The 24,969-nt window shown below is 55.2% G+C and carries 19 protein-coding genes and 3 pseudogenes; 12 read left to right on the top strand and 10 right to left on the bottom strand.

Annotation, left to right across the window (positions count from 1 at the left end):
* Nucleotides 1-125: 125 nt before the first annotated feature.
* The 4 genes and pseudogenes from G7Z99_RS17605 to G7Z99_RS17590 all read left to right on the top strand — a co-directional run.
* A pseudogene (locus tag G7Z99_RS17605) lies at nt 126-563 on the top strand (IS5 family transposase); the annotation flags it as partial.
* A 489-nt stretch (nt 564-1,052) separates the two neighbouring features.
* Nucleotides 1,053-2,039, top strand: a complete 987-nt coding sequence (locus G7Z99_RS17600; protein ID WP_181096023.1) for an AAA family ATPase — start codon at nt 1,053-1,055, stop codon at nt 2,037-2,039.
* Nucleotides 2,040-2,064: 25 nt separating this feature from the next.
* Complete coding sequence (locus tag G7Z99_RS17595) at nt 2,065-4,491, top strand: S8 family peptidase (protein ID WP_181096021.1); 2,427 nt, start codon at nt 2,065-2,067, stop codon at nt 4,489-4,491.
* Between the two features lie 217 nt (nt 4,492-4,708).
* Nucleotides 4,709-6,169, top strand: coding sequence for an alpha/beta hydrolase (locus G7Z99_RS17590; RefSeq protein ID WP_181096019.1), 1,461 nt, complete (start codon nt 4,709-4,711; stop codon nt 6,167-6,169).
* Between the two features lie 489 nt (nt 6,170-6,658).
* On the opposite strand, the gene G7Z99_RS17585 is transcribed toward G7Z99_RS17590, so the two are convergent.
* The 4 genes from G7Z99_RS17585 to G7Z99_RS17570 form a co-directional block, all read right to left on the bottom strand.
* A complete protein-coding gene (locus G7Z99_RS17585; RefSeq protein ID WP_219854276.1) occupies nt 6,659-7,243 on the bottom strand; it encodes a hypothetical protein in 585 nt (194 codons plus the stop codon).
* Between the two features lie 88 nt (nt 7,244-7,331).
* Nucleotides 7,332-8,285 (bottom strand): hypothetical protein, encoded by a 954-nt coding sequence (locus G7Z99_RS17580; protein ID WP_181096017.1) that lies wholly within the window; start codon nt 8,283-8,285, stop codon nt 7,332-7,334.
* 14 nt (nt 8,286-8,299) lie between these two features.
* On the bottom strand, nt 8,300-8,701 hold the full coding sequence (locus G7Z99_RS17575) for a hypothetical protein (RefSeq protein WP_258197074.1): 402 nt from the start codon (nt 8,699-8,701) through the stop codon (nt 8,300-8,302).
* Between the two features lie 445 nt (nt 8,702-9,146).
* Complete coding sequence (locus tag G7Z99_RS17570) at nt 9,147-9,416, bottom strand: DUF3077 domain-containing protein (RefSeq protein ID WP_181096015.1); 270 nt, start codon at nt 9,414-9,416, stop codon at nt 9,147-9,149.
* A gap of 1,224 nt (nt 9,417-10,640) precedes the next feature.
* Between G7Z99_RS17570 and G7Z99_RS17565 the strand changes: the two genes are divergently transcribed.
* Complete coding sequence (locus tag G7Z99_RS17565; protein WP_181096013.1) at nt 10,641-11,228, top strand: LysE family translocator; 588 nt, start codon at nt 10,641-10,643, stop codon at nt 11,226-11,228.
* A 3-nt stretch (nt 11,229-11,231) separates the two neighbouring features.
* Here G7Z99_RS17565 and G7Z99_RS17560 read toward each other — a convergent pair whose 3' ends face one another.
* Nucleotides 11,232-12,032: a helix-turn-helix transcriptional regulator gene (locus G7Z99_RS17560; RefSeq protein WP_258197073.1), complete on the bottom strand. Its 801-nt coding sequence runs from the start codon at nt 12,030-12,032 to the stop codon at nt 11,232-11,234.
* 245 nt (nt 12,033-12,277) lie between these two features.
* On the opposite strand from G7Z99_RS17560, the gene G7Z99_RS17555 reads away from it, so the two are divergent.
* Nucleotides 12,278-12,985 carry a metallophosphoesterase gene (locus G7Z99_RS17555; RefSeq protein WP_258197072.1) on the top strand — a complete coding sequence of 236 codons (708 nt, stop codon included), beginning with the start codon at nt 12,278-12,280 and terminating at the stop codon, nt 12,983-12,985.
* 78 nt (nt 12,986-13,063) lie between these two features.
* Here G7Z99_RS17555 and G7Z99_RS17550 read toward each other — a convergent pair whose 3' ends face one another.
* From G7Z99_RS17550 to G7Z99_RS17530, 5 genes are all read right to left on the bottom strand, one after another.
* A complete protein-coding gene (locus tag G7Z99_RS17550; RefSeq protein WP_181096007.1) occupies nt 13,064-14,011 on the bottom strand; it encodes an alpha/beta hydrolase in 948 nt (315 codons plus the stop codon).
* An 84-nt stretch (nt 14,012-14,095) separates the two neighbouring features.
* Nucleotides 14,096-15,442 (bottom strand): MFS transporter, encoded by a 1,347-nt coding sequence (locus tag G7Z99_RS17545; RefSeq protein WP_181096005.1) that lies wholly within the window; start codon nt 15,440-15,442, stop codon nt 14,096-14,098.
* A gap of 67 nt (nt 15,443-15,509) precedes the next feature.
* Nucleotides 15,510-16,367, bottom strand: a complete 858-nt coding sequence (locus G7Z99_RS17540) for an NAD(P)-dependent oxidoreductase (protein WP_181096003.1) — start codon at nt 16,365-16,367, stop codon at nt 15,510-15,512.
* Between the two features lie 11 nt (nt 16,368-16,378).
* A complete protein-coding gene (locus G7Z99_RS17535; RefSeq protein ID WP_181096001.1) occupies nt 16,379-17,380 on the bottom strand; it encodes a transketolase family protein in 1,002 nt (333 codons plus the stop codon).
* A gap of 1 nt (nt 17,381) precedes the next feature.
* A complete protein-coding gene (locus tag G7Z99_RS17530) occupies nt 17,382-18,251 on the bottom strand; it encodes a transketolase (protein WP_181096030.1) in 870 nt (289 codons plus the stop codon).
* A 119-nt stretch (nt 18,252-18,370) separates the two neighbouring features.
* Here G7Z99_RS17530 and G7Z99_RS17525 point away from each other — a divergent pair, with 119 nt between their 5' ends.
* The 6 genes and pseudogenes from G7Z99_RS17525 to G7Z99_RS17500 all read left to right on the top strand — a co-directional run bounded on the left by G7Z99_RS17525 (nt 18,371) and on the right by G7Z99_RS17500 (nt 24,927).
* Nucleotides 18,371-19,285: a LysR substrate-binding domain-containing protein gene (locus tag G7Z99_RS17525; RefSeq protein ID WP_219854275.1), complete on the top strand. Its 915-nt coding sequence runs from the start codon at nt 18,371-18,373 to the stop codon at nt 19,283-19,285.
* 943 nt (nt 19,286-20,228) lie between these two features.
* Nucleotides 20,229-21,467: a cation:proton antiporter gene (locus G7Z99_RS17520; RefSeq protein WP_181095999.1), complete on the top strand. Its 1,239-nt coding sequence runs from the start codon at nt 20,229-20,231 to the stop codon at nt 21,465-21,467.
* Nucleotides 21,464-22,189: pseudogene (locus G7Z99_RS17515) on the top strand (glutathione binding-like protein). Before G7Z99_RS17520 ends, G7Z99_RS17515 begins: the two are co-directional and overlap by 4 nt.
* Nucleotides 22,186-22,899 carry a glutathione S-transferase N-terminal domain-containing protein gene (locus G7Z99_RS17510; RefSeq protein ID WP_181095997.1) on the top strand — a complete coding sequence of 238 codons (714 nt, stop codon included), beginning with the start codon at nt 22,186-22,188 and terminating at the stop codon, nt 22,897-22,899. Before G7Z99_RS17515 ends, G7Z99_RS17510 begins: the two are co-directional and overlap by 4 nt.
* Nucleotides 22,900-23,603: 704 nt before the next feature.
* Nucleotides 23,604-24,002, top strand: a pseudogene (locus G7Z99_RS17505) (isochorismatase family protein); the annotation flags it as partial.
* A gap of 67 nt (nt 24,003-24,069) precedes the next feature.
* The gene (locus tag G7Z99_RS17500; RefSeq protein ID WP_181095995.1) at nt 24,070-24,927 is read left to right on the top strand and encodes a LysR family transcriptional regulator; all 858 of its coding nucleotides are present in this window, start codon (nt 24,070-24,072) and stop codon (nt 24,925-24,927) included.
* Nucleotides 24,928-24,969: the final 42 nt, after the last annotated feature.

Below are 24,969 nucleotides of genomic sequence, written 5' to 3'. Positions count from 1 at the left end.
GTCGTGATCGGGCTTTGCAGGGGGTTGAGGAGATGAGTGAGGTGTGAGGTAGCGGGGGCCGGCGCTTGTGAAGGTCTAGGCGCAACGCTGGGGCCATACTGCTGCTTTTGCTAATTGGTCTTACGTTGTGTGATGCCCAAGGTGTACTGCTACGCTTCCTGCTCTCCGGCGGTCAGGCCAGCGACATCGTTTATGCTCAGCCGCTCCTGGACGAAGTCAATGTCCCTTCGAGCGGTCGCGGTCGTCCGTGCAAACGATGCAAGTGGCTGCTTGCCGACAAAAGCTACGACAGCCAAGCGCTACGGCGCTACTGTGACTATTATCAGATGAAGTTGGTCATTTCACCGCGCCCAATGAAGCGAAAACCCAGGTCTGGTCTGCCCGGTTGTTTGACCAACCCATATACCGTAAACGCAACGTCATCGAGCGTATGTTTGGGTGGCTGGAAAAGAACTGCTGGATCGTCACGGCGCCTCGACAATCTCGCAAAAAGCCACACTGCTATGCTCTCACTGGCTTGTGCCATGCAGTGTTTGCGACATCTTCTTTCGTACAGAGTCTAGCTCCGCCGATCCGTTGCTTCCCTGTGATCGAACCTGCATAACCGCTCGTCTGATTTATATCAACTCGGAACGGTGACTTTCCTTTTGTAAAGAGATGACGATCATAGGTTTTTGAGCCCAGAGCCGCCTTCCCTCCAATAGCTTGGACACAGCGAGCAAAATGGTCACCGTAGCACCTATGCTAGGCAAGCTGAATACCGACCTCAAGAGCATGGTCGCATGATGTCAAAATGACATAAATTAGGGCCTCTGCCACTGGACATAATGCCATCATTCCGATAAGCTAATTGCAGGAAGCGAATAAATATTCACAGCTTCATCAGTAAGTTATCAATGCTTGATGAACCTATATATTCGGAATGGAGTCCATGATAATGTTTGCTCAGATCTGCCTATCCTTCTAGCGCACTACTGCTTCGATCGATTTTGATCAAGGATTAGTTTCATGAGCCAACGGCTCATAAAACTCTTTAGTGCAGGAAATTAAAAATGGCTAATGGGAAAATTCTAAGGCAACTTTTTAAGGCTGGCACACTAGGTGATCCAGCGGCGTTTCGCCGCGCATCTGAAGCAATTATCGAAGAAGAGCGCCAGAAACAACATCATCTTCTTGCTAACGATCTGGAACAGATTCTATACGGTGGAGATCTACACAAACAGCCTTCTCCGAGGAAGCCAAAGTTTGAGTTTGATATTCCTTCAGACAAAGAACGTGGACTTCCACTGCTCGACATCCGTCCTCCGAAGCGCTCGCTGGAAGAGATAATACTTCCCGAAACTAGTTCTGCAATGATTGAAGAGATGCTCGAGGAACATCGCCGCTCTGACATACTACGCAGTTATGGAATGCGACCCTCTGGAAAAGTCATCTTCTTCGGGCCTCCTGGTTGCGGTAAGACCTTGGCAGCCGAGGTTGTCGCTTTCGAACTGGACAAGCCTCTGGCTATAGTTCGCCTGGATGCGCTGGTTTCATCCTTTTTAGGCGAAACCGCTGCCAACCTGCGCAAAGTATTCGAATTCATAGCCAATCATTCGCTTGTTGTGCTTTTCGATGAATTCGATGCAATTGGCAAAGAGCGGGGCGACAGTGCAGAGCATGGCGAACTTCGCCGAGTGGTTAATGCAGTACTACAAATGATGGATGCCTACGATGGCAAAAGCTTGATCCTTGCTGCAACCAACCATGAAAACATATTGGACTCAGCTATCTGGCGTCGCTTTGATGAGGCCATCGAATTCCCGCTCCCAAACCGCTCCCAGTTAACGCTATTACTCAAGCTTAAGCTCAGAGGCATTCGCCGACAGTTTGAATTGGATGACGATGAACTGCTTGTAGAGTTTGAGGGCAAAAGCGGTGCTGATTTAGAGCGAGTGGTGCGCAGGGCGGTCAAGAGAATGATTTTGAGAGGCCAAGAGTTCCTTACTATCAAGGAACTACGTAGCGCCCTTGTCCGCGAAGGACTTCGGAAAAATTAACTACCTAAAATCAGGGATGATGTAATTGGCCACCTACAAACACCTTACGATTAATCGCGAGCAGCTTAATAACGCTCGCCGCACGCGAAAGGCACCACCCCCGAGAAAGCTTGATGACCTCAAGGGTCATGGGCAAAAGCTGAATGGCTATTTCGCAACAGCCAAAGCACAAGTCCAAAAGCAGAACTCCTCCCAAGACAATGCAACCTACGTTTTGAAGATCCGTTACGAAGGCGCGTTAAATTTTAATCACCTTAATATGCATGGCCTAGAGTTTGTAAGTCATGAGGGCAAGGAACTATGCGTCGTTTTCGCTACTGAAGAAGGCCTTGCGAAATTCCAAGAGCATCTCAGCAAATTGGGCGTTGCAGATAAGAGCCTGACCTATAAACAAGTCCTGACCGCTATCGAGGGAATCGACAGCTGGTCTGCCGAAGACCGCAAGAGTTGGGCACTTCAGAACAACGGCCTGCCTCAAACGCCGACATTCAGTCTCGATGTGGAGCTTTGGCCCTATCACACAGCCAACCACCCTATGCGCCTCAGAACGCACACCACGTTTGAAGCTTGGCTGAAGGATATTAGGGTGAGACAAATTGACCGCATTAGCCTAGACAGTCTTCTCATGTACCGCGTGGAGGTCAATCAAGTTCAGGCTAATCAGCTCCTCAATCATCGTGACGTTCGACTGGTAGATCTGATTCCTAAAACCGGAATCAGTTTTCCTCAACTAAACCGTGATATTGCTGATCTTCCGCTCAACATTCCTGCACCGCATTCAGATGCTGCTCGTGTATGCATATTAGATAGCGGCATCAACACCAATCACCCACTGCTGCGCTCGGCCATTGGTGAAAGCCACTCATTCGTACGTGATCAGGATGAGTTTGATGAGGCGGGGCATGGTACTGCAGTTGCAGGGATTGTACTCTATGGTGATGTTGAGGCTTGCGATCAAGGTAATTACTGGCACCCCGCTTTTTGGCTGTTTAACGCCAAGGTGATGCGCAAGTGCCAGCACTCAGACGAGGCTGTTTTTGATGAACATTCCGTAGAAACGACGCTTACCAACGCCATTGAACATTTCGTCGGTCTGGGCTGCAGAATTTTCAACTTGTCGCTGGGCAATGCGAATGCGCCCTATGATGGTATGCACATTCGTGGGTTAGCATACATCCTTGACGTTCTTGCGCGAAAACATAACGTGCTTTTCGTGGTGTCTACCGGAAACTTTCGCGGATCAACGAACCCACCTGTACCGGTTGACAGTTGGCGAGAAGAGTATCCAGATTACCTTCTGAATGCGCAAAGCGTGATCATAGATCCGGCCCCGGCACTGAACGTGTTGACGGTAGGGAGCGTCGCCCGCCACAACGCCACTGTGGACAGCCTGAAGTACCCAAACATTCATCAACTTTCGCCAGCTAGCGAATCTCAGCCGTCTCCTTTCACACGGCACGGCCCATCGGTGAAAGGAGCACTCAAGCCTGAACTCATTGCTCCTGGTGGCAATCTTGCCAGCCCGATGCGCAGCGATGGTGAGCAATGGGATCCCAGCACCAGAGGGCTCGGCGTACTCACACTCAATAATGAATTTAGGGGCAATACCGTCTTCAAGGAAATCTGTGGAACGAGCTTCTCAGCGCCATACGTCACTCACTTGGCAGGACGTTTACTGAACGAGTATCCAGAGGCGTCGGCGAACCTGCTTCGCGCCATGCTTGTAAATCACGCCTACTTCCCGGCAGAAGTGGAATCAACCTTCCCCAAGGAAATGAAGACGGCTTACCACAAGAATAAGGCCACTTGGCAACGCGAAATCGCTCGAGATGTCGGTGGCTATGGCCAGATCAGCGACAGCGATCTGTTCCGCTCTTCAGACCACTGTGTAGTGCTGATGTGTGAAGAAGCTATTGAGCGAGATTCTAGCCAATTTTATGAGCTTCCTCTGCCACCCTCTTTCCTTCGCTCATCCCGAGGGCAGCGTGAGCTGAGCATCACCTTGGCTTACACCCCTGCTGTTCGAACGACTCGAATCGAGTACGTCGCCACGCAGATCAGCTATCGACTGGTAAAAGGTGAATCTTTGGAGGACGTCCAGAAGTCGTTCAACCACGCCCATCAGAAGGACGAAGCCACTCGCAATGACGACATGACCAGCAACCGTGACATCTCTGCGCAGCTACGTAGCAAAGGTACCGTTCAGTCTTCACGATGGACTTTCAAAAAACGTGACCCTAAAGAAAAATGGTTCATCGTTGTGACCCGCTCGGACAGGGATTGGAATCATCCAGACGTTTTGGATAAGGAACAGTACGCCCTGGTGGTAACTGTCGCCGATCGAGACAATGAAGAGGCACAGCTCTATACCCAGATCGAAACTGTCCTCGCTGCGCAGGTTAAAGCACGCAATCAGGCACAACTGGAAGCCCGCCAACGGGCAACTGGCTGAGATCCGCAACTGTAGCCTGAGGAACGTCCAGTACCGTACACGCCTGATTCAGGTGCTCGGTTTGTGGCCGCCCTTCAGACCATCGCAACGGTTTAGGCATTTATTGGTTGGACCGAGCAGCCCTGAGGCGGTGTACAATTCGCCATCATGCCTAAGCGCCAGGCTCAAGGCCCGCCGCGCTTTCAGGAACGAATGGAACAGGATTGCTAGGAAAAAAATGAGGACGCCAGAGGATCTGAAACTCGCAGCCGCAATTTTGCGGCTGAACATCCACGCCAATAAAGCTACTGACAGGATTGTGAGCTCGATTGGAGTCTATCGACTCTGGCATTCCACGCCTATCGACGAGTTTCAGAGCGTGTTGGCTGCCAGCACAAAAAAGCCTAACCTCACGGTTCTAGCAAGACTGTTAGCACGCATCGAGGATCTCAGGCTGACCCGTCAATCTGAGGAGCTGCTGTTCCGACTGAACAACATGTCAGAAGCTGAGTTTTTCGGTTTTGTCAGAACTCGCAGCTTCAAGCAAATGGTGAACGACTCTATCACACTGCCACCTGGCATATTTGGAGTCTTGAGACGTTCCTCTATAGATCGCTACTCCCCTGAGCTCGAATCCACGCGACCACTTGTAATGTCGGAGATCCAAAGCGGACTCCCAAAACCAGTTAGCAAAATTCACTCTGCCCCCTTTACATCTCAGGGATTTGGAGTAACGGCGCCGAAAGCCACAACCTATAGCATCTTTTTCGGCACGGACAGGAACCACACCAACATCCAGAGCAAAACCCTATTTGGCGACGAGCGAAATGAAGCAGGCATCACTTACGGCGTATCAGAGGTGTCAATCCCTGACGTCCATAAGGAAGGGAACATCGAACGCCCGGCCAAAAAATTCAGGCTTTTCCCGACGGCTGAAAATCCCAGCCTGCACATTGTGATCCACAAGGTCACAGCTCTTTCTTTGCAGAGCTGGATCGAGTCAGCGGAGATGAATGAATCTGATGGCTTGCTTTTCATCCACGGATTTAATGTTACTTTTGATGAAGCCCTTTGGCGCACCAGTCAGCTCTGCCATGACCTCAAGTTTTCTGGGCGGCAACTCTGCTACTCGTGGGCGTCCTGTGGTAGGGTTCTCAGCTATCCAACAGACGAGGCTACGATTGACTGGTCGGTGGCACACCTTCGCGAATTCCTGCACACCGTCACAAGAAATCTCGGTTTACGCAAGCTTCATATCATCGCACACAGCATGGGCAACCGGGCTCTTCTGGCTGTCCTTGAGAGCTGGCAAACAGCCGATGGTGAAACGCCGATTAGCCAGATAGTACTGGCTGCACCCGATGTCGATACGGGCCGATTCAAACAAATTGCCAAAGTGTTTGGCCATTATGACCAAGTAACGCTGTACGCCTCGCGTGATGACAGGGCTATAAAAGTGTCAAGAGCGGTGAAAGCACTTCCTAGGGCGGGAGATGCTAATCCACCCATTGTTATGACAGGGCTGTCGACGGTAGACGTCACTGCCGTCGCGGGCGAGCTGTTTGGCCTAGGCCATAGCTATATCGCTGCCACATCCCCGGTGTTCCGTGACTTGTATTACATCATTCAGGAAGGGCTATCTCCGGAGAAGCGCGCTGGAATTCGCAAATGCGATGATGGGTACTACATCCTCAACTAGCGACGTCCATCTCCACGCCCTCGTCTTCCAGACCCCCAGGACAACCGCATAAGCAATGCCAGTGATGCCGCCCTATATCGGAGGAGGCGTTGGTAGCACTTTGGACTACCCCAAATGCCTCTACACGGCTTTTACAGGCAATGGGCGTTAGTTGAAGCGAAGCATCTATAGGATGACCACGGTCGCGGTAGGAACGGCAGCCCTAAGCGCTCCATGAACCCCACATTCAAAGCGCTCAGCTACTGCAAGCCAGTGATGCTACGGTAAACTGAGGCCTCACCTTGTGGGCGGGTGGGGGTCATGGAGCGCTTACGAAGTATCCATGCGTCGGCTTTGTACGAGAATTACTGCCGCATGCAGCGTAGGCTGGAGGTCAAGGTAACCATGGTTGCAAAGCTCTTTGCCAGCTTTGTCATAGCGAGCGCCTTACAATGCTGGCCTCCAACCAGTCAGAGCGGTGATTTAGCCGCAATGGCTTTTCATACAAAACTAAGAAAAGCACATTATCAATGGTGCAGCTTTAGGAGAACTCATAAGCTTGCTAAGCTCCGCAGCAACCCATCCTCCAACGGGCCAAATCACTTGCAAAACCAGCAAGGCAGTGAACGCCAGAAACGCCCTGAGAAGAAACTCATGTGTCATCTTGATCCCGGTAATCTTGCGGTTCACCTTAGGGAAGTTTTTAAGTACCGCATTTGAAAGCTCCTTCGCCAACGCGGCTTTCGGTGAGGCCTCTTTCCAGCAGGCTGCTAAATCCGATGGACCGACCTGATTGAAGCCTCCAATCTGGAGCGTTTTGAAGGCCCAGGCTCCGGCTCTGAGCAAGTATGACACTGCCAGACCAAAAACAATTAAACCAAGCCAGCCAATCAATTTGCCAGGCATATCATTCCAGATGTTTGGAACCAGAGAGGCGAGCACTGGGATTAGTGCAGTGATCGCAGCCAGATAGATGCCGGCCTTTGCATCAGCACCTTTACGGCGATCCGCCTCGGCATCAAACAAACGACGTGATTCTTCGAGCACCACATCGCTTTCTATAGTCCAGTCGCCAGCATGCACTGCCTTGAACATGCTGCGTCTGAAGCTATCATCGTCCCCTAGCTCATCTGGAGTTGGAGGGGTAATGCTTGGCCAGATCCACTGGAGTACTCTCTCAGAACTAGACACAGCAACCCACCATTAGCTCGTCCACGATCGCAGATGCAATCGGGTACCCCGTCAGGTTTTCAATCCAAGCCCATTGCCCATTGGGGTTGATCTCTAAAAACCATAATTTTCCTGCTTTATCGCGTACCAAATCGATAGCGCCATAGCGCAACCCGAGACGTCGAACGAGCTCAACGCATTTTTCCTGCACCGACTCCGTAAGCTCAATTCTTTCGTGCTGGAGATCAGGACGGCTACCCTGACGCCAATCTACCTCGGTTTCTGGGTTATTTTGTGACCAAATAGCGGTAGCAAAGACGCGCTCGCCTACCACTGTAACGCGAACATCGTATTGCTTTACAACTTCGGCCTGCGTGATGAAGGGAGTGAGTGCGATAGCATCTGCGTGTCCGTCATTAATACTACCGAGTCGAGTGGTGAACATTACGCGCTCAATATCGCCCGTAAGAACCGCTTGCCTCAGAGGCTTCCCCACAGCCTGGCCATTAGCGGTTATCGACCGAACCGACTTGATATCGTTAGTCACTGCTACTTGAGGTACGTCAAAACCAATCTCATGAGCCAAGAGAAGCTGCATCGGCTTGTCTTCAGCAATGAAGATTTTGGTAGGCGAGTTTAGCCAACGCCCATCCAGGCGTGAATACAAGCTTTTGAGAAAGCTACTCCACTCTGCGCCAATGTAGGCACGCTCGCCTTCATCTGATACATCGTCGGAAATTATTGGGGCCCCAGGCCTGCGGAAGTACGCCCCGGTAACCTCTTCCCCACACACGGTCTCACCATCCAATGAAATAGACCACGCATCCCGGGGATAGCCTGCCATCGTGCATAACGCCTTCGGCAGTAGTTCGGTGTTCAGACGCATGTACGGCTGACCTCTTCGGTGCAGCTCAGCAACGACATAGTCCATTGTGATGTCACGACGATTGGTAACCAAGAGCAGCATCAGGAGCGTCCCCTTCAGTCCGTGTAGTAACGGGTATCAAGTCCAAAAGTCGAATCACCGTTGTCGTCTCGCTCAAGCTCGACACTCGTCTTCGTGATTAACTCCAAAATATGATTCGTGTCGCTGCGATCGTCACGTTCAGCGTTTGCATCCGTCTTCGTCACGAGCTGCAGCAAATGGTTACTCGATTCAAATCGGCAACGAGTATCAGCACCTTCATTGGCAGAATTCCCCCAATGCGCTGAGGGGTCGTCATCGTCGCTCTCGACCTTTTGGTAGGTCTTGGTCAAAAGCTCGATCTGCCAGCTCGACTCATCGTCCTGCTCGGCATTGACCTTTGTCTTGGTCATGAGCTCATTAAGCGCACCACCAGCAATAATCGGAACCGTGCCAGCGGACGACTCAATTGCCCACATGTTTAGCTCAGGGGAATAGAACCCAGGAATGCTGTCCGCACCGGTCCTTGGCGTAGCAAACCTTGAAAGATACGGCGATCTTGAAGACGAACTATCTAGAGTTCCCAAGCTGACTTCTCCTCTAACGACGAGCCGCGAACGGCGACTTTGGTGGGAGGATACCATTGGGTCAGTGAAGCGGTAAAAGAGACTGGAATCGCACGTGATACTTAAGGGGCGGCAAGTGCGGAAGTTGCCATGCGGTTTTGCGCCATCTCTTTCGCAGGACCTAGCCTTTATCAGCAGTCGAGTGCGAACGAGATGCGGATCGGGCCGGTAGGACGCAAAACCTTACAACCGACACTGCGCTGTCTTGAATAAATGTCCAAAGGCTGATGATGCTAAGGCTATTACGCGGCCCTCCTGTGATAGAGGGCTGCGCACACTGGCCGGCAGATGGCGGCCTTCAGGAGCTCTTCGCCATACCCAACTCGGCGTCATCGAGCAAGGCCTTGGCCATGACGCAGAGGTAGTGCGAGGCCCAGAGAAGCTGCGGCTTGTCTTCCATCAGTCCGTCCAAGGACAAATCACGGGCGTAGCCCATCAACTCCGAAGCGTGTTCGCGAGCCTTCTGGCATGGGATGCCAGGTTCGATCCGAAACAGTGGGTGAGTCTGGTTTTGGCCTGGGTAAAAGGTGGTTTTGCCGACGGTGCACTGGGCTTCTTCGTTAATCATTCTTCATCTCCCTGAAGCGCTGGATTCGGAAGCTGGCTTCGTTACTGGTAGTCGAGTGACCACAGAAACAGCTTCAAGCGAATTCGGATGCGGATCAATGCAACGTCTGTAGGTTCGCTGGCTTTCGAACGTGAACCTGTGCCGATTCGATTGACGTGCGAAGGCTATCCAGGTCGTGCATCAACGCCCTCCTCAACACAAGGACGCATATTCGCTGCTGCATTAGAAAGGCTTGCGGGAAGAGGCCGCCCCGAAGTGAGTGGCCCGCATTCATCGACCGCGTGTCATCTAAAGAATGGACGTCAAAAGGTGGATCAGGGACCCTTTTCGGCATGATGTAACCCTCAATTTGTGGCTGGGGAGCAGCCGCCCTTTGCTGTCAAACAAAGGGTGGCAGCCGTGCATGGGTTGACAGACCGGTCAAATTGAGAAACCCGGCGCACCCGAAGGTGCCCCATGTACAGCCGCCATTGAAGGCCAAGCTATGGATTGCAATTTGAGTCGGCCTGTCAAAGCCGGTCGTTGAAGCGCAACGACCAGTCGAGACTAGTGGCCAACTTGGGACATCACAATGGCCAAGAGTATCTTTGGGAAACGTCCTACACGAAAGAGGTAAAGTCTGATTTTAAGGTCTGGGGGTGATCTTCAAAGCCATGAGCCTTGGCCTAACACAAGGACGTCAAAAAGGCAACCTCTCAGCTCTATTGGACCCTGCTCAACCCACGCTACTTCTATCGCAAAAAAGGGACTAGCGTGCCTTCCAATCGTGTCTGGAGCACAGCAATGAGGGGTTGATGACCAAGATTCGTATGCGCTGTGACACCAATGACTGCCGGCACTCACCTCGCTGAAAGCCTCATCTAAACGGCTAGCAGGAGTGCAGTGATCATCAAGTTGTCCATGGCTGGGCAAGTAATCACGGTGAAATGGCCAACCTCAGATTGTGAGGACCGCGCGCATTTATCCAGGGTGTCGCTCAGTGATCCGCATCAATGGAATTTGGCTACCCACTGAACCGATGGATATGCGCGCTGGTACCGAAACCGCATTAGCCCAGATGCATGCGCTTTCTCACCCGGGCCAGTCATCACGACGGGTTATCCAGGCGTACCTGCCGTACAAAGCAGTTATCGATGCAGAGCCAGCAGGGCAATTTCCTTCAATACTGCCTTGCTGCATCACTTTACCTTCAGCGCTCCCGCACAAGCGTTGAGGATTTTCCTGATGAGCATCGTGTTATCCATGGCCGCCTTTGCCCTAGCATGCTCCATCAGTCCGGGCCCGGTTAACATCGTCTCCCTGAGCTGTGGAGCACGTTACGGATTACGAGCTGCTCTACCTCATGTCACCGGCGCAACGCTGGGGTTCATCCTGCTGCTTTTGCTGATCGGCCTGGGGCTGCATGAGGTACTGCGTCAATGGCCGTTGCTGACTCGATTGATTCAGATCGCTGGCGTGGTTTTTCTACTGTATCTGGCGTACCAACTGGTGAGCGATGACGGCCAACTGAACACCGCACACCGGCAAAAGGTACCCTCTGCTCTTGGCGGCGCATTGATGCAGTGGTTAAACCCGAAGGCTTGGCTAGCGTGCTTGGCCGGCATGGGGGCCTTTGTAGCCGACGGTGACGTGCTGATGGTGTGGGTGTTCTCCCTGCTGTATCTAGTGATCTGCTGGTTGTCCCTGGCCAGTTGGGCATGGGCCGGCGCTTCGTTGCAACGCTATCTCACGAGTTCTGCTGGTATACGCTGGTTCAACCGGACCATGGCCGCCTTGTTGGCGGGTTGCGCGGCGTATTTGTCATTGGCGTGATCATCAGCCCCGGTACTGCCCTGGGGTAGCAGCCAGGGCGCGTTTGAACAACCGCTGCAGGTGCGCTTGATCTGCGAATCCCGCTTGCGCTGCCGCCTCGGCGATTCCATAGCCCCGACGCAAGCCCTCACGCGCAAGCTGAAGACGGCAATCGATCACGTAGCGGTGAGGCGTGAGCCCGTAGTGCGCCTTGAACGTTCGGATCAGATAGGAGGGCGAAAGCTGCACCGCAGCAGCGATATCTTCCAACCGCAGGGCGTCGGTGCAATGCCCACGGATGAAGTCTGCGGCTTGAATCATCTTGCTAGGCACACACGCCACATGAGTCTGGGTCGCCTTCTGCCGCGCCACCAGTCGTTGGAAGAACGTCGACACCGCCGTTTGCATGAGCTCAGGTGCAGTGCCGTATCGGGTCAACGTCAGGTACAGGCTATCCAACTCGGCAAACAACACAGGGTCAGTGCTGTGGTTCTCCACGAAAGGCGTGAAGCCATTTTTCGCTCCGGCACCTTCCTCATGTTGCATCAAAGCCAACCACTCGGCATCGACATAGAACATGCGATAGGCCCATGGCTGGCCCTGCAAGGGATTACAGGCATGCACCACACCAGGATTCATCAACACGACACTCCCGGCCGAAACGTGGCAGACGCTCCGCCCATTCAGGTAGCTGCTCTGCCCCGCCATGATCGCGCCGATAGAAAAGGTCGCGTGAGCGTGGCTTTCGTGACTGAAGGTGCGGCCATCCTCAACATTCCTGATCTCGATATGGGGAACAGCCGAGTTACGCCAGTACTGGGACATGGATTCTCCAATCCGTTGGAACACGCTTTTCATTCCGTAGATGAGCGAGGCACAAGACAGCCTTGCCCCCGATCCTAGCCTCAGTGCCTGATCTACGCACGCTGTTTGTCGCTTTCAGGTCCATGGCTATCGGCTCGCTTGAAATAGCTTCATCACCCTCGGCCCGGCCTCCACAGCCCCTATGCATGTCGCCATCAGGTAAACTATCGCTGTCTTCCAAGCGGATTGCTGGAGCGTTCGTCGTCATGCCCTCCCTGCTCAAACTCCCCCAGAATCACGCTGGCCGCGACTTCATCGTGGGCGACATCCACTTCAAGATCCGAGCGCTTCACGAGGGTCTGAAAGCGCTCGGCTTCGACACGTCTGTCGACCGGCTGATCGCGGTGGGAGATCTCATCGACCGCGGACCAGACATGCTGGACGGTCTCACGCTGCTGGGTGAACCGTGGTTCTTTTGCGTGAGGGGCAATCACGAACAAATGCTCATCGACGCTTATCGCACCAATCCTCACCTGCCCTATGCGGCGCACGGTGCGCAGTGGTGGCTGACGATCGATGAGACATCGAAGCCCATGATCATCGCCAAGCTCGAGAGCCTGCCCCTGGTCATCGAGGTGGAGACGGCTCGAGGTCTGGTAGGGGTGGTGCATGCCGATGTGCCTGCGGGATTGACCTGGGATGCGTTCACCCAGCGTCTTGAAGACACCCAGGTTCAGGCTGTCGCACAGTGGGGTCGCGAGCGGATCAAGAAGCATCGTCCACACGGTGTAGAGGGCGTCTGGCGTATCTGTGTCGGCCATACCTGGGTTCCTCATGCTCTGCGGCTGGGGAACGTCCTTGCCCTGGATGTGACGGGGGGTGGTGAGGGCCCGCTGGCGATCTACTCGGTGCAGGAAGACACCGTGTATGTGGAGGGTGGCATTGAAAACCCTGGCGCAAGCACACGTCATTGAGTCTGGTCGGCAAGCGCCTGGAACGAAGCCAGGGCCGACCGAGGAACCGGCGGCAACTGGTCCACCCAGGTGCACGTTTCAGGCAGCCGGACCAAACCCCTCACAGCTCAGATAACGACCGATTTGCCGCGACATCGCGTTGAAAAAATCTTCCACCCCGTCTACATGCTGCGCCCTTAGACACCCGTGAACCATTCCGGTACCGACGTAGCATTCGACGGGCACTCCCGCTTGGCGCAGCACTTGCGCATACGCTGTACCGTGGTCGTGAACAGGGTCGAACTCCGCAACGCCAATGAAGGCGGGCGGTAATCCGGTATGGTCGACATGATCCAAAGGCAGCGCGCCCACCTTTGCGCCCTCCTTCCAACCAGGCATGTACGCATCGAACGATGCCAGCAACTCTTTCGTCTCTAACAATGGCGCTTCAGCATGCTCCAGCATCGACCTCAGCTCCGTCTGCCTCGTCGTTACCGGATAGGCCAGCGCCTGTAACCTAGGTTGCGCAAGCCCAAGATCGCGTAGCTTGATGCATAGCCCTGCTGCAAGAGCTCCCCCTGCACTGTCCCCGACCACGGCCAGCCTCTGAAAGCTGAGCTCAGGCCATCGCTGATCGCGAAGCGCCTTCCAGATCGTGAATGAATCGTCCAACGGCGCGGGAAACGTATGTTCGGGTGCCAGCCTGTAACTGACCGCCACCACCGCCACGGGTAGCCGCTTGCAAAGGGCGTAGCAAAACCAATCATGCGTACAGTGGCTGCCAAACATCCAGCCTCCACCGTGCAAGTACATCACCGTTGGCCAACCGCCCGGGGGGACCGCGCCTTTCGGTCGGAACAGACGGACCGGAACACCTTCCACATCGTCGTCGATGATGGCCAAGCCTTCTGGAGCATCAGGCGTGAAGTGCAGAGCGCTTTGCTGAAAGCTCACTCGCCTGTCCTGGATCGACGGGGAGCGAGGCAGGAAAGCGCTGCACTGGCCGACGTAACGCTCAAGGGAGGGATCCAGTAAGTAGTCGGACATTGCGAATCCTCTGACATTGGCCGTTGAACACTGAGCGGCCTGAGGGTGAGTGGCTGCCGGCCTTCCACTGGCCAGCCGCGTCCTTCAGTGACGCACCGCCCTGGTGAGACTGGGAGAGCCGTGGCTCACCTTGGCCGACTCATTCAAGGCATCCACGATCACCGGAGCGGTTTCACGCATCTTGAGCGCGCACGATGTCGAGATAACCCCTAGCAAGCTGAACAGAATCGCAGGGCCGATCCAGCCGACCTGGGAGAACAATGCCGTTGCGATGAAAGGCAGGGTACCCGCGATCAGGGAGGCACAGTTGTAACCCAGCGAAATGCCGGAAGAGCGCACCTCCGGTGGGAACTGTTCCGTGAACCAGCTCGCCTCGACTGCGAAGATGGGGTCGTGGCTCAGGACAAGCGCAATCGCGACCGCAGCAACTATCATCACGATGACACCGCTGTTGATCATCATGAACATCGGTATGCCAAACGCGATCGTGAAGATCGACCCGAGGAGGAACACTGGCTTGCGGCCAATGCGATCACTCCAGGCTCCATAGATCAGATGGCTTACCAAGCCCACTGCAGAACCGATCATCGTACCCCACAGGACATTTTCTTTCGGGCCGATATTCGCCAACAGGACGTATGAGAGCATGAAGCTGGTTGCGATGTAGTAACCACCGGTTTCAGCCAGGCGAGCACCGGCAATTTGCAGTACCTTGCGCCAGTCTTCACGGATCACCTGCAATGCAGGCTGCTTGACCAGGGTGTTCTCGGCTTTGGCCTTTTCGAACTCTGGCGACTCGCTTACCCCCAGACGGATGTACATGCCAACCGCGACCATCACCACCGAGACCAGGAAGGGAGCGCGCCAGACCCAATCGCCCTCGAGCAGGGCACCGGACAACAGGAAAGCCCCGTTGGCCATCAGTAGCCCCATCGGGATGCCAATCTGCGGAACCGCACCGAAGAATCCTCGACGGCGAGCCGGGGCATGCTCACAGGCCATGAGGACGGCTCCGCCCCATTCCGCACCAAAGCCAATGCCTTGGATCATTCGCAGAAGGATCAGCAGCAAGGGGGCAACCACGCCGACTTGTTCATAGGTAGGCAAGGCGCCGATGAGTACCGTCGCACCCCCCATCGCCAACAGCGACCAGAGAAGAACGGTCTTGCGGCCTATGCGGTCTCCGTAGTGACCTGCCAGATAGCCGCCCAGGGGGCGCATGAAGAAACCGACCGCCATGGTGGCGAACGCGGCCAGAATACCTACGATAGGCTCGGTCGTGTGGAAGAACACCTGGCCGAACCAGCCAGCTGCAGCAGTGCCGTAAATGAAGAAGTCGTAACTTTCTACCGCCGATCCGATCATCGAGGCGAAGGACACCTTGCCCGCTTTGTCTTTGGGCTGAGGTGACGCCGTCTGAGTAGTGCTCATGGCAGACTCCGAGTATTTATTGTTTTTGTAATAGGCAGCTCTAGGGCTGCCGTTCGTCATTCGTTCTTCAGGAAGCGGGGAGCTCCCACGTTTCGATCACTCGGCTGTCATCCCGCCGCCCCAGTCCTGCAGCGGATGCTTGCGAGAAGCGTGCATGGGCGATATCCAGAAGAGGGACTTGGGCATTGCACGCGTGAGCCGCCTCGGCGACCAGACCACTGTCCTTGACGAAGATGTCCACCATGCTGGTTACACGGGTCTCGGTACCCTCGAGCATTCGGGGGCCGCGATCCGACAACATCCACGACCCCCCTGCTCCGTGCTGCACGAGCTCCAGTACATGGGCAGGATCGAGGTTGAGCGAGCGCGCGAGACTGAGTGCTTCGGCAGCAGCGACCAGGTGCACCGAGCAAAGGTGTTGGTTCACAACCTTGATTGCCTGACCATCGCCGATGTTCACGCCGGCGGGTTTCACCTGGCCCATTGCACTCAGGACTGGATGAACGAAGGCAACCGCCGAGTCCGAACCGGATGCGAAAATCAGCAGGCTGCCCGTTTGCGCTCGAGCCACGCCACCTGTTACGGGCGCATCTACAACCACTGCGCCCTTGGCTACCAGTCTTTCCGCTTGCTCACGAACAGCTGCAGGGCCAACGGTACTCATGATGACCCAGTGCTGACCGGGCTTGAACGCGTCGAACTGTTGCACCAAGGCCGCAAGTTGAGCAGGCGTGGCCACCATGACCACGACCACATCAGCATCGACCGCAACTCGCCAATCGCCCGACGCCTCGATGCCTTGGGATCGAGCAGCAGCACGGCCTGCTTCGCTCAGTTCGACACCCATGACGGTATGCCCGGCGTTGTGGATCTGAGTGGCCATCGGCAACCCGATGGCGCCCAATCCTATGAATGCGACTTTCATGTTTGCACTCCTCACCCGAGCCAAGCGCGAATGTTCGCGGCCATCGTTTCGGTGGAAATACCGTAGCGATCATGCAGAGTGGGCAGCGCACCTGCATCCAGGAAGGCGTCTGGCAAGGCGATCTGCCGGAACGCTGGATGGACTCGCGCTTTCAGCAATGCGAGGGCAATCGCCTCACCCAGTCCGCCTACAGTGCTATGGTTCTCGGCCACGATCACAAGCCTGCCACTGCGACGGCACTCTTCAATGATCGTCGCCTCGTCCAACGGCTTGATGGTCGGTACATGAAGCACTGCAACGTCTGCGGTACCGTCCCCCAGAAGCTCGGCAACTTCCAGCGCGCGCATGGTCATGATGCCGCTGGAGATGATCAAGACATCCTTGCCGCCCCGGAGCAGCTTCGCCTTTCCGAGTTCAAAGCGATAATCGTACTGATCGAGCACCATGGGTACCTTGCCTCGCAGCAGGCGCATATACACCGGCCCGTTGTAGGCCGCGATCTCACTCACCGCCTGGGCGGTATCCAGAGCATCGCAAGGATCGATCACGGTGAGGCCTGGTACAGCACGCATCAGGGCAAGGTCATCTGTCGCCTGATGGCTTGGCCCATAGCCTGTAGTAAGGCCAGGAAGCGCTGCGCAGATCTTCACGTTCAGGTTCTCTTCAGCGATCACCTGATGAATGAAGTCGTATGCCCTGCGTGTGGCAAAGACGGCATAGGTAGTGGCAAACGGAACGAGACCTTCCTTGGCCATACCGCCAGCTGCTGCCATCAGGAGCTGCTCAGCCATACCCATCTGAAAGTGACGCTGAGGGAATTCGCGGCCGAAGATATGCAGGTCCGTATACTTGGACAGGTCAGCCGTCATACCCACGATACGGGGATCCTGCTGCGCAGCGGCGACCAACGCGTGCCCGAAGGGTGCTGCTTCGGTACGCTGCCCTTCGCTTGCGATCGAGGCGATCATGGCAGAGGTCGTCAGACGTGGTTTCTTGTTAGTGTCGGCGCCCATGTCAGAAGCCCCCCTTCTCGTAGTTAGCGTCAAGAACATTCAGCGCAGCCTGCCACTCGTCTTGGTCAACACGGATGAAGTGGTTCTTCTCGCGGGCCTCGAGGAAATCGACACCTTTACCCATCAGGGTATCGAACAGGATGACCCGCGGCTTGGCCTCCTTCAGGGACATGGCGTTGTCGAAGGCTGCGATGACCGCCGGGAGGTCGTTACCATCGACACGCTGGACGTACCAACCAAACGCTTCCCACTTGTCGACCAGGGGCTCGAACTCGAGAACCTCGTGAGAGTTACCGTCTGCCTGCTGCTTGTTGAGATCCACCAGAGCGATCAGATTGCTGAGCTTGTGGTGGGACGCCGACAGTGCAGCCTCCCAGGTCGAACCCTCATCCAGCTCTCCGTCGGACATCGAGTTGAACACCCAGGCCGGGTTGTTCTTGAAACGCAGACCCAAGGCCATGCCGACACCGATCGGCAAACCTTGCCCCAGGGAGCCACCCGAGATCTCCATCCCTGGGGTGTAGGTGGCCATACCGGACATGGGAAGTCGGCTGTCGTCCGAACCGTAGGTATCCAACTCACTTTCAGGAATGATTTCGGCTTCGAGCAATGCCGCGTACAGCGCAATGGCGTAGTGGCCGTGAGAGAGCAAGAATCGGTCGCGGCCTTCCCACTGTGGATCAGACGGACGAAGGTTCATTGCATGGCAGTAAGCGACGGCGAGTACATCGGCCCAACCCAGTGCTTGGCCAACGTAACCCTGACCCTGGACTTCGCCCATGCGCAGAGCGAAGCGGCGGATCCGCCATGCATGATGTGCGACGCGCTGAAGCGTGGAGGCCGCTTCGGCCTCTTGAGGAATTATTGTCATTATGGTTTCTGCCTGTGTGTTGAAGTTGGCGACTGATTGATGGCATAAATTCATCAGTTCCACTTGACCAAAAAGCTATCACCGGCCTATCCGCCCAGACAAAGGATATTTTTGCAGCCATGAATGAAGATAATTCACTAATAGCTCAGCTACGTCGGGTGCCACTTGCTTCACTGCGCGTCTTTGAAGCCGCCGGCAGGAGCGGCTCCTTTGTCCAGGCCGCGAAAGAACTCGGGCTGTCAGCCAGCGCCGTCAGCCACTCGATCAGAAAGCTGGAAGATCTCATTGAGATTCAGCTATTCGAGCGCACGACCAGGGAAGTGAACCTGACGTTGAAAGGTCGCGCCTTGATGGAATACATCCAGCGGGGTCTCGAGGAAATGCATCGAGGCCTGGCGCTCATCAAAAGCGACGAGCCACGACCTTTGCGCCTGCACACCGCGCCTAGCTTTGGCATCCAATGGCTTATGCCAAGGCTCTCCCGCTTCGTGGCCCAGCACCCAGACGTGGACTTGCGGTTCTCCGCAAGCACGGATTACGCACAGTTTGAAAACGATGATTTCGATCTGGACGTGGTGTATGGCGAGCCGCGCTCCACACTCAACGAGAAGGTCCCTCTGGCCGTGGAGCACCTGACACCGCTTTGCAGTCCAGCGATAGCCAGACAGCTGACAACCGCCCAAGACCTTCACGCCCAGCGACTCATTCAGTGCGATGTCCAGATGCTCCAATGGAAGGGCTGGTTCGAGGCCAACCGTCTCACCCCTCCACAACACTACGCATTACGCTTCGACCGCAGCAACATGGCCATCGCCGCAGCGGTGAACGGGATGGGCGTGGTGCTGGAGTCAACACTGTTGGCCCAGAACGAATTACGATCAGGGGCACTGGTAGCGCCTTTCAGAGAGGCCACGCACGATATCCAATACGTTGGCCACTACCTGGTCTACCCCAAACGGCGCACACACCATCCCGCAGTGGAGACCTTCAAGAAATGGCTTCTGGATGAACTTGGCTTGTCGCAGAAAAGTTAGGCACACCTGAGACTTACCGGGCACTCGAGGGATCGTGGAGAATGGTTTGCCAGGTTTCGTACGAACGTTGTTGCAGGTTGAATGACCGCCATGAGTGGCTGGAGGCCCGCATGGCAAGGCGTTACGAACACGCTGATGCAGCGCGGGACTGAAAGGCTCCGGTTTTTCCAGAACAGAACATGGGCCGCGCTCCGCAGCGATATCAAGCCAGGAGCCCGATGGTGCGTCTTGCAAATGAATTTCTGCCTACGTACGAATTCAGCGAAACACATTCGAAAGATCAAGGCCGAGCTCACAAACGTCATGGCCGCGGGCGAAGCATTCCGCCCTGAGGATGACCGTTTTTTCCGGTGGGCCATGGCGTACCCTCACGGACAATCGATACTAAGTACAGATATGCGAATTCGAGCAACAAGCGAGAACGACAGGATCTACTCAAGCGCGTCAGGCTTGCCGCGCTTCTGGATACGCCAGCAGCCTTTGGCGTCAGTTACAAGACTGCTGCTGACTTTCCCGGAAGCTCTCCCGGCCTACGTAGCTGGATTCCCCTATAGGCGAATCATGGCGGGCGATCATTCGCACCTGCGGCTATTAATGTACCGCGTATAGTAGCGCGGCTGTGTCGCGACCCATTACTGTACAGCAGATTAAGTCGCTGCATGAGCTGAAGCAAGCCATCCCGACTTCTGTGGGTTGGCCCCCACCGTCGCGCCTGCGCTCCATCAGTCGAAGGTCAAGAAATCAGCGCTATCTAGCGTTGAAGTAAGCCCCCAAGGCAGTGCTTGGCCTGGTTCGAAATAGCAGGGAACCCAAGACCATCCGCTAGGCTCTACCACCTAGATTGCACCGGCGCGGCGCTTTGTTTTCCAATCTGCAGACGCTGCCCACTCGGTAACAGCGACCCCGCTCAGAGCGCTGGCCCTTTCGACGGAGCTCCCTGCTGATGCTAGACATTGTTGCGGTATTCCTATGCATCACTGCCGTGCTCGCCTTCCTCAATCGACGTTTCGTAGGCCTGCCCTCTGCCATCGGTGTGATGGGTATCGCGTTGAGCTTGTCGTTGCTGAATATGTCCGATGCTTTAGGCTTTCACACCTTGCATACCTTGGAGCAATCGTTGGTTGAATCCATTGATTTTTCCGAGCTGCTAATGCAGGGCATGTTGTCGCTGCTGCTGTTTGCCGGCGCCTTGCATGTTGATTTGTCACAACTGCGCGCCTATAGGTGGCAGGTTGCCTCCCTGGCGGTAATAGGGACTACCTTGTCGACACTGTTCATAGGCTTTGGGCTCTGGCAGTTGTTGTCTTGGACGAATCTGGATCTCCCGCTTTCCTACTGCTTGGTTTTCGGCGCACTAATCTCGCCTACCGACCCAATCGCCGTAATGGGCATCCTGAAGTCAGCTGGAGCACCCAGTAACGTTGAACTCGTCATATCAGGAGAATCGCTGTTTAACGACGGCGTAGCCGTCGTGCTGTTCTCGCTCATCCTGGCCATGATCGCCAGCGGCGAAGCGCCATCGGTTAGCGCCGCATCGCAACTCTTGTTGGAGGAAGCAGGGGGCGGCGCTCTTTTGGGAGCAATCGTTGGGTATATCACTTACCGGATGCTCAAGAGTATCGATAGCTACCAAGAGGAAGTCCTTATCACGCTCGCTGCCGTGCTGGGTGGTTATGCCCTCGCAGCTCATTTACATGTGTCTGGGCCATTGGCGATGGTGGTGATGGGGCTGATTGTGGGTAACCAGGGGCGCTCCTACGCAATGTCCCCACAGACAGAGAAGAATTTAGATATGTTCTGGGAGCTGATTGACGAAATCCTAAACGCAGTGTTGTTCGTCCTGATCGGACTGGAGGTCGTTTTGATCAACTTCTCCAACCCGCTGATCATCACCGGTTTGATGGTAATAGTGCTGACATTGGTGTCGCGACTGCTTACGGTGGGGCTTCCGATCGCAACCCTGGGAAAGCGCTTCCGGCTGCCTGAAGGTGCTTGGAGTGTACTGACCTGGGGCGGCCTGCGTGGCGGCATATCAGTGGCGCTGGCTCTTTCGCTGCCCCCAGGCGAGGCGCGCGATGTAGTGGTTTCCCTAACCTACCTGGTGGTGGTGTTTTCTATCCTGATCCAGGGTATGTCGATAGGTCGACTGGTCAAGCGGGTAATCCCTTGTACCGTAAAATGAAAACTAAAAACCTTGGGGGAAGCTCTCATGATCAACTCTACGACTGGATTACACCAAACGGGCATAAGATCACTGTCTTCCTTGAAGAAGCAGAGATCGAGTACAGAATCATTCCGGTCAACATCAGCGCAGGCGAGCAGTTCAAACCGGCGTTCCTCGCGATTTCTCCGAATACTGTATTCCTGCAATGATCGACACCTCGCCGACTGGCAGCTGATCAACCTATCAGCATTTCCGAGTCTGGTGCCATTTTTCAATACCTGGCGGAAAAGACCGGAATATGGTTACCCGACGATCTCCACGGTCGATTCGAAGCGATTCAGTGGGTGCATTGGCAGATGGGAGGGCTTGGCACTATGACTGAACAGAACCACCCTTTTGCCCAATACGCTTCGGAGCGTACTCTCTATGCCATAGAGTGTTACCTCAATGAAACACACCGGCTACATGGCGTTCTGAATAGGCGGTTGGGTGATCGCGAGTTCATAGCCGGCGAGAATTCGATTGCCGACATTGCCTGCTATCCCTGGATTTTCCCGCATGAGCATCAGCAACAGAGTCTCGGCGACTTTCCCCATTTGCAACGCTGGTTCAAAACCGTTCAGGCTCGCCCAGCCGTCCAACCTGCTTATGCGCGTGCCAAAGAGATCAATCATAAACCGGTCGTATCTGACATTTCTCGCGGATTATTGTCTGACCCGCGAGGGGAGACCTCTCAGTGACTACTCACCTGCGACTATATGATTTAGCTGGCGCTGACGACAGCTGGCGTTTCAGCCCATACTGCTGGCGAGTGCGTCTTGCCTTGGCGCACAAGGGACTAGCAGTCGAAACCATACCGTGGCGTTTCAGCGAGAAGGAGGCGATCGCCTTTTCAGGGCAAGGGAAGGTTCCGGTTTTGATTGATGATGGGCGGTGTGTTGCAGACAGTTGGGCGATTGCAGAGTACCTGGATCAGCATTATCCAGAGCGCCCGCTGCTGATGGGGGACGCCTCGGTAGTGGCTCTGACGCGCTTCATTGATCGATGGGTCACGGACGTGGTGCATCCCGCTCTGGCGCGCGTGATTCTGCCCGATGTTTTTGCGGTTCTCCAAGAGAAGGACAAGCCTTACTTCAGGCGGACGCGGGAGGCGGCGTTTGGTCTCTCGTTGGAAGAGTTGCGTGCTCAACGCGAGGTACACATGGAAGCATTCTCAAGTGTGATCAAACCGTTGTGCAGCACGCTCGCGGCTCAAGACTATCTGACCGGGCCTGCACCCGCTTATGCTGACCACATCGCCTTCGCCGCATTTCAATGGGCCCGCGTTGTCAGCTCTAACCGCTTGCTGGAGAAGGCCGATCCAATCATGCCATGGTGCAACCGGATGTTGGATGCCTATCATGGCTTGGCAAGAAACGCTCCGTGCGCACATACAGGTAATGCCAGGTAGCGCTAGAATCGTCCTGCCGCATTGGTGGAATGCGCGATCAAAGCTAGTGCAGTCTCGACACCCCGTTTTGCTCAGCGCAAAGGCCGAGAAGATCAGGCTGCTGTGCTGAGGCAAACGATATCGGAGTCTCCTCGGGATGGATTTGGAATCAAACTGCGCGCCTTGCCCTCGGCGCGGCTTGAATCACGCGAAACATTTCTCACTGCACTGCTAAGGCGTTCTTGAGGTTAGCAAGTGCATGACATCGCAAATGAGCATCCTGTTCTGTTCAGGGTTGTTCAATTCACACTGGCGGAGACTGGCTGCCTTCGGAATGAAAGCCGGATGTAGATGGGTTCGTCGGACGCTTACGATAGTCCGGCTGCCGGCTCGCTACGCTTCAATCCGCTGACGTGTAGCAACCCCTCCTCCGTGGCCTGTTTGTCAGCACCGGTACGCTAGCGAGACGGCGCTGCTTGTTGACTGGAGGACGTTGCAGCACACTAAGCGCCCATCGTAAGGAGACGCCCCCTATGAGGGATACGTCTAGCATTCCCCTGATTATTCTCGATGTTCAGGATGCTATCGATCAGCCTGTGTGGGCTGATAAAAGCCACCCCGATTATGTGTCCGTCATCCAGCGCCTGCTGCGGCACTGGTGATCGAATGGTTGGCCTGTCCTTCACGTAAAGCATGATGAACGGAACCCCACCTCCAGCTATCACGTTCATGGTCCCTGGAATGGGATCAAGAAGGAAGTGGCTCCCGTAGAGGGCGAGGTTGTCATCATCAAGCATGAGAACTGCGCATTCATAGGAACCCCATTGGATGCCCTTCTCAAAAGCATGCAAGTCAAACGCATTGTCTTGACCGGCGTTGTCGTTCATAACAGCATGGATGCCACCATTCGAGCCGGGAAAGCGCTTGGGTACGACATTATTCTTCCTGCGGACGCCACGACTGCTGTACCCGTCATCGGGCCACAAGGAATGCGCTGGGACGCCTCAACCGTTCATGAGCTTACCTTGGCCATACTGGGCGCCGACTATGCCCACGTCATGTCATCCGACGATGTGGTCGCACAGCTCAGCCTATGCGACAGCGACAGCCCCCTGATGCGGTAGCAAGTGCCCGATTCCGTCGGGCACGCTAGGATGGCGCGGCACCCCTACAGCTATCTGACGAGCCAACATGTTTGACTGGGACAGCCTTCGATATTTCAACGCTTTCGTTCGCGAGGGATCGCTGGCCGCAGCTGCTCGGTCTTTAGGCGTGGAGCACGCCACTGTGGCGCGCAGGATCTCCGCGCTTGAGGCCTCATTGAACATGAAACTGGTCGACCGCAGAAGCCGGCTTTATGAGCTCACCGAGGACGGCCTGCGGGTGGGCGAGTATGCAGCGCTCATGGAGTCGGCCTCATTCGCACTCGAGCGGTTCATCGAGGGTGAAGAAAGCCGTGTCGAAGGGGAAGTCACTCTCTCTGCCCCTCCAGCGTATCTAGGCACCCTGGTCGCTCGTAGACTCGGAGCGCTACGCGAACGCCACCCCCTTCTGCAACTCAGGTTAGTAGGAGCCAAGTCCACAGCTTCTCTGGCGAGGAAAGAGACCGATATCGCCATCACCTTCATTCGGCCAGAAGAACAAAGCGTAGTGGCCAGGAGCTTGGGCACTCTGTGTTTCTTCCCTTACGCGAGTGAGGCCTACCTGGCCAAGCGAACGACGGCTGAGTATGAATTCATCGGCTATGACCGCAGCATGGGTCAATCCACCCAGCAGCGCTGGCTGATGGACAACCTTCAAGGCAGGCGGCTTTCGGTGACCAGCAACGATTTGCGGATCCAGGCGCTCGCTGCAGCGGGCGGCGCTGGCGTCGTCTACTTGCCCGATTTCTTGGCCTCAGAATACGAGCTGGTCAAGGCGGACATGGAGTGTTCTCCCCTTGAGCTTCCCGTCTGGCTCGCCTTCCATGAGGATCTGCGCAGTTCTGTAAAGATCCGTGTGGTGCTGGACTTCCTCATAGAGGGCTTGGCAAAAACCCGACCCCTGTGAATTTTTTCACACCTCACTTGCGTTTCCTGGGAATGGGTTCAC

It is taken from the genome of Pseudomonas entomophila (assembly GCF_013523165.1).
In the GTDB taxonomy this organism is placed as follows: domain Bacteria; phylum Pseudomonadota; class Gammaproteobacteria; order Pseudomonadales; family Pseudomonadaceae; genus Aquipseudomonas; species Aquipseudomonas entomophila_A.
Note: the sequence above shows the minus strand (reverse complement) of the source record. Positions and strands in the feature narration are given on the sequence as shown.

Excerpts from the sequence above, each read along its gene's own strand:
- G7Z99_RS17600 (WP_181096023.1), top strand. The coding sequence starts at position 1,053 with ATGGCTAATGGGAAAATTCTAAGGCAACTTTTTAAGGCTGGCACACTA.
- G7Z99_RS17590 (WP_181096019.1), top strand. The coding sequence starts at position 4,709 with ATGAGGACGCCAGAGGATCTGAAACTCGCAGCCGCAATTTTGCGGCTG.
- G7Z99_RS17585 (WP_219854276.1), bottom strand. The coding sequence starts at position 7,243 with ATGTTCAAGGCAGTGCATGCTGGCGACTGGACTATAGAAAGCGATGTG.
- G7Z99_RS17580 (WP_181096017.1), bottom strand. The coding sequence starts at position 8,285 with ATGCTGCTCTTGGTTACCAATCGTCGTGACATCACAATGGACTATGTC.
- G7Z99_RS17575 (WP_258197074.1), bottom strand. The coding sequence starts at position 8,701 with ATGTGGGCAATTGAGTCGTCCGCTGGCACGGTTCCGATTATTGCTGGT.
- G7Z99_RS17570 (WP_181096015.1), bottom strand. The coding sequence starts at position 9,416 with ATGATTAACGAAGAAGCCCAGTGCACCGTCGGCAAAACCACCTTTTAC.
- G7Z99_RS17565 (WP_181096013.1), top strand. The coding sequence starts at position 10,641 with ATGAGCATCGTGTTATCCATGGCCGCCTTTGCCCTAGCATGCTCCATC.
- G7Z99_RS17560 (WP_258197073.1), bottom strand. The coding sequence starts at position 12,032 with ATGTCCCAGTACTGGCGTAACTCGGCTGTTCCCCATATCGAGATCAGG.
- G7Z99_RS17555 (WP_258197072.1), top strand. The coding sequence starts at position 12,278 with ATGCCCTCCCTGCTCAAACTCCCCCAGAATCACGCTGGCCGCGACTTC.
- G7Z99_RS17550 (WP_181096007.1), bottom strand. The coding sequence starts at position 14,011 with ATGTCCGACTACTTACTGGATCCCTCCCTTGAGCGTTACGTCGGCCAG.
- G7Z99_RS17545 (WP_181096005.1), bottom strand. The coding sequence starts at position 15,442 with ATGAGCACTACTCAGACGGCGTCACCTCAGCCCAAAGACAAAGCGGGC.
- G7Z99_RS17540 (WP_181096003.1), bottom strand. The coding sequence starts at position 16,367 with ATGAAAGTCGCATTCATAGGATTGGGCGCCATCGGGTTGCCGATGGCC.
- G7Z99_RS17535 (WP_181096001.1), bottom strand. The coding sequence starts at position 17,380 with ATGGGCGCCGACACTAACAAGAAACCACGTCTGACGACCTCTGCCATG.
- G7Z99_RS17530 (WP_181096030.1), bottom strand. The coding sequence starts at position 18,251 with ATGACAATAATTCCTCAAGAGGCCGAAGCGGCCTCCACGCTTCAGCGC.
- G7Z99_RS17525 (WP_219854275.1), top strand. The coding sequence starts at position 18,371 with ATGAATGAAGATAATTCACTAATAGCTCAGCTACGTCGGGTGCCACTT.
- G7Z99_RS17520 (WP_181095999.1), top strand. The coding sequence starts at position 20,229 with ATGCTAGACATTGTTGCGGTATTCCTATGCATCACTGCCGTGCTCGCC.
- G7Z99_RS17500 (WP_181095995.1), top strand. The coding sequence starts at position 24,070 with ATGTTTGACTGGGACAGCCTTCGATATTTCAACGCTTTCGTTCGCGAG.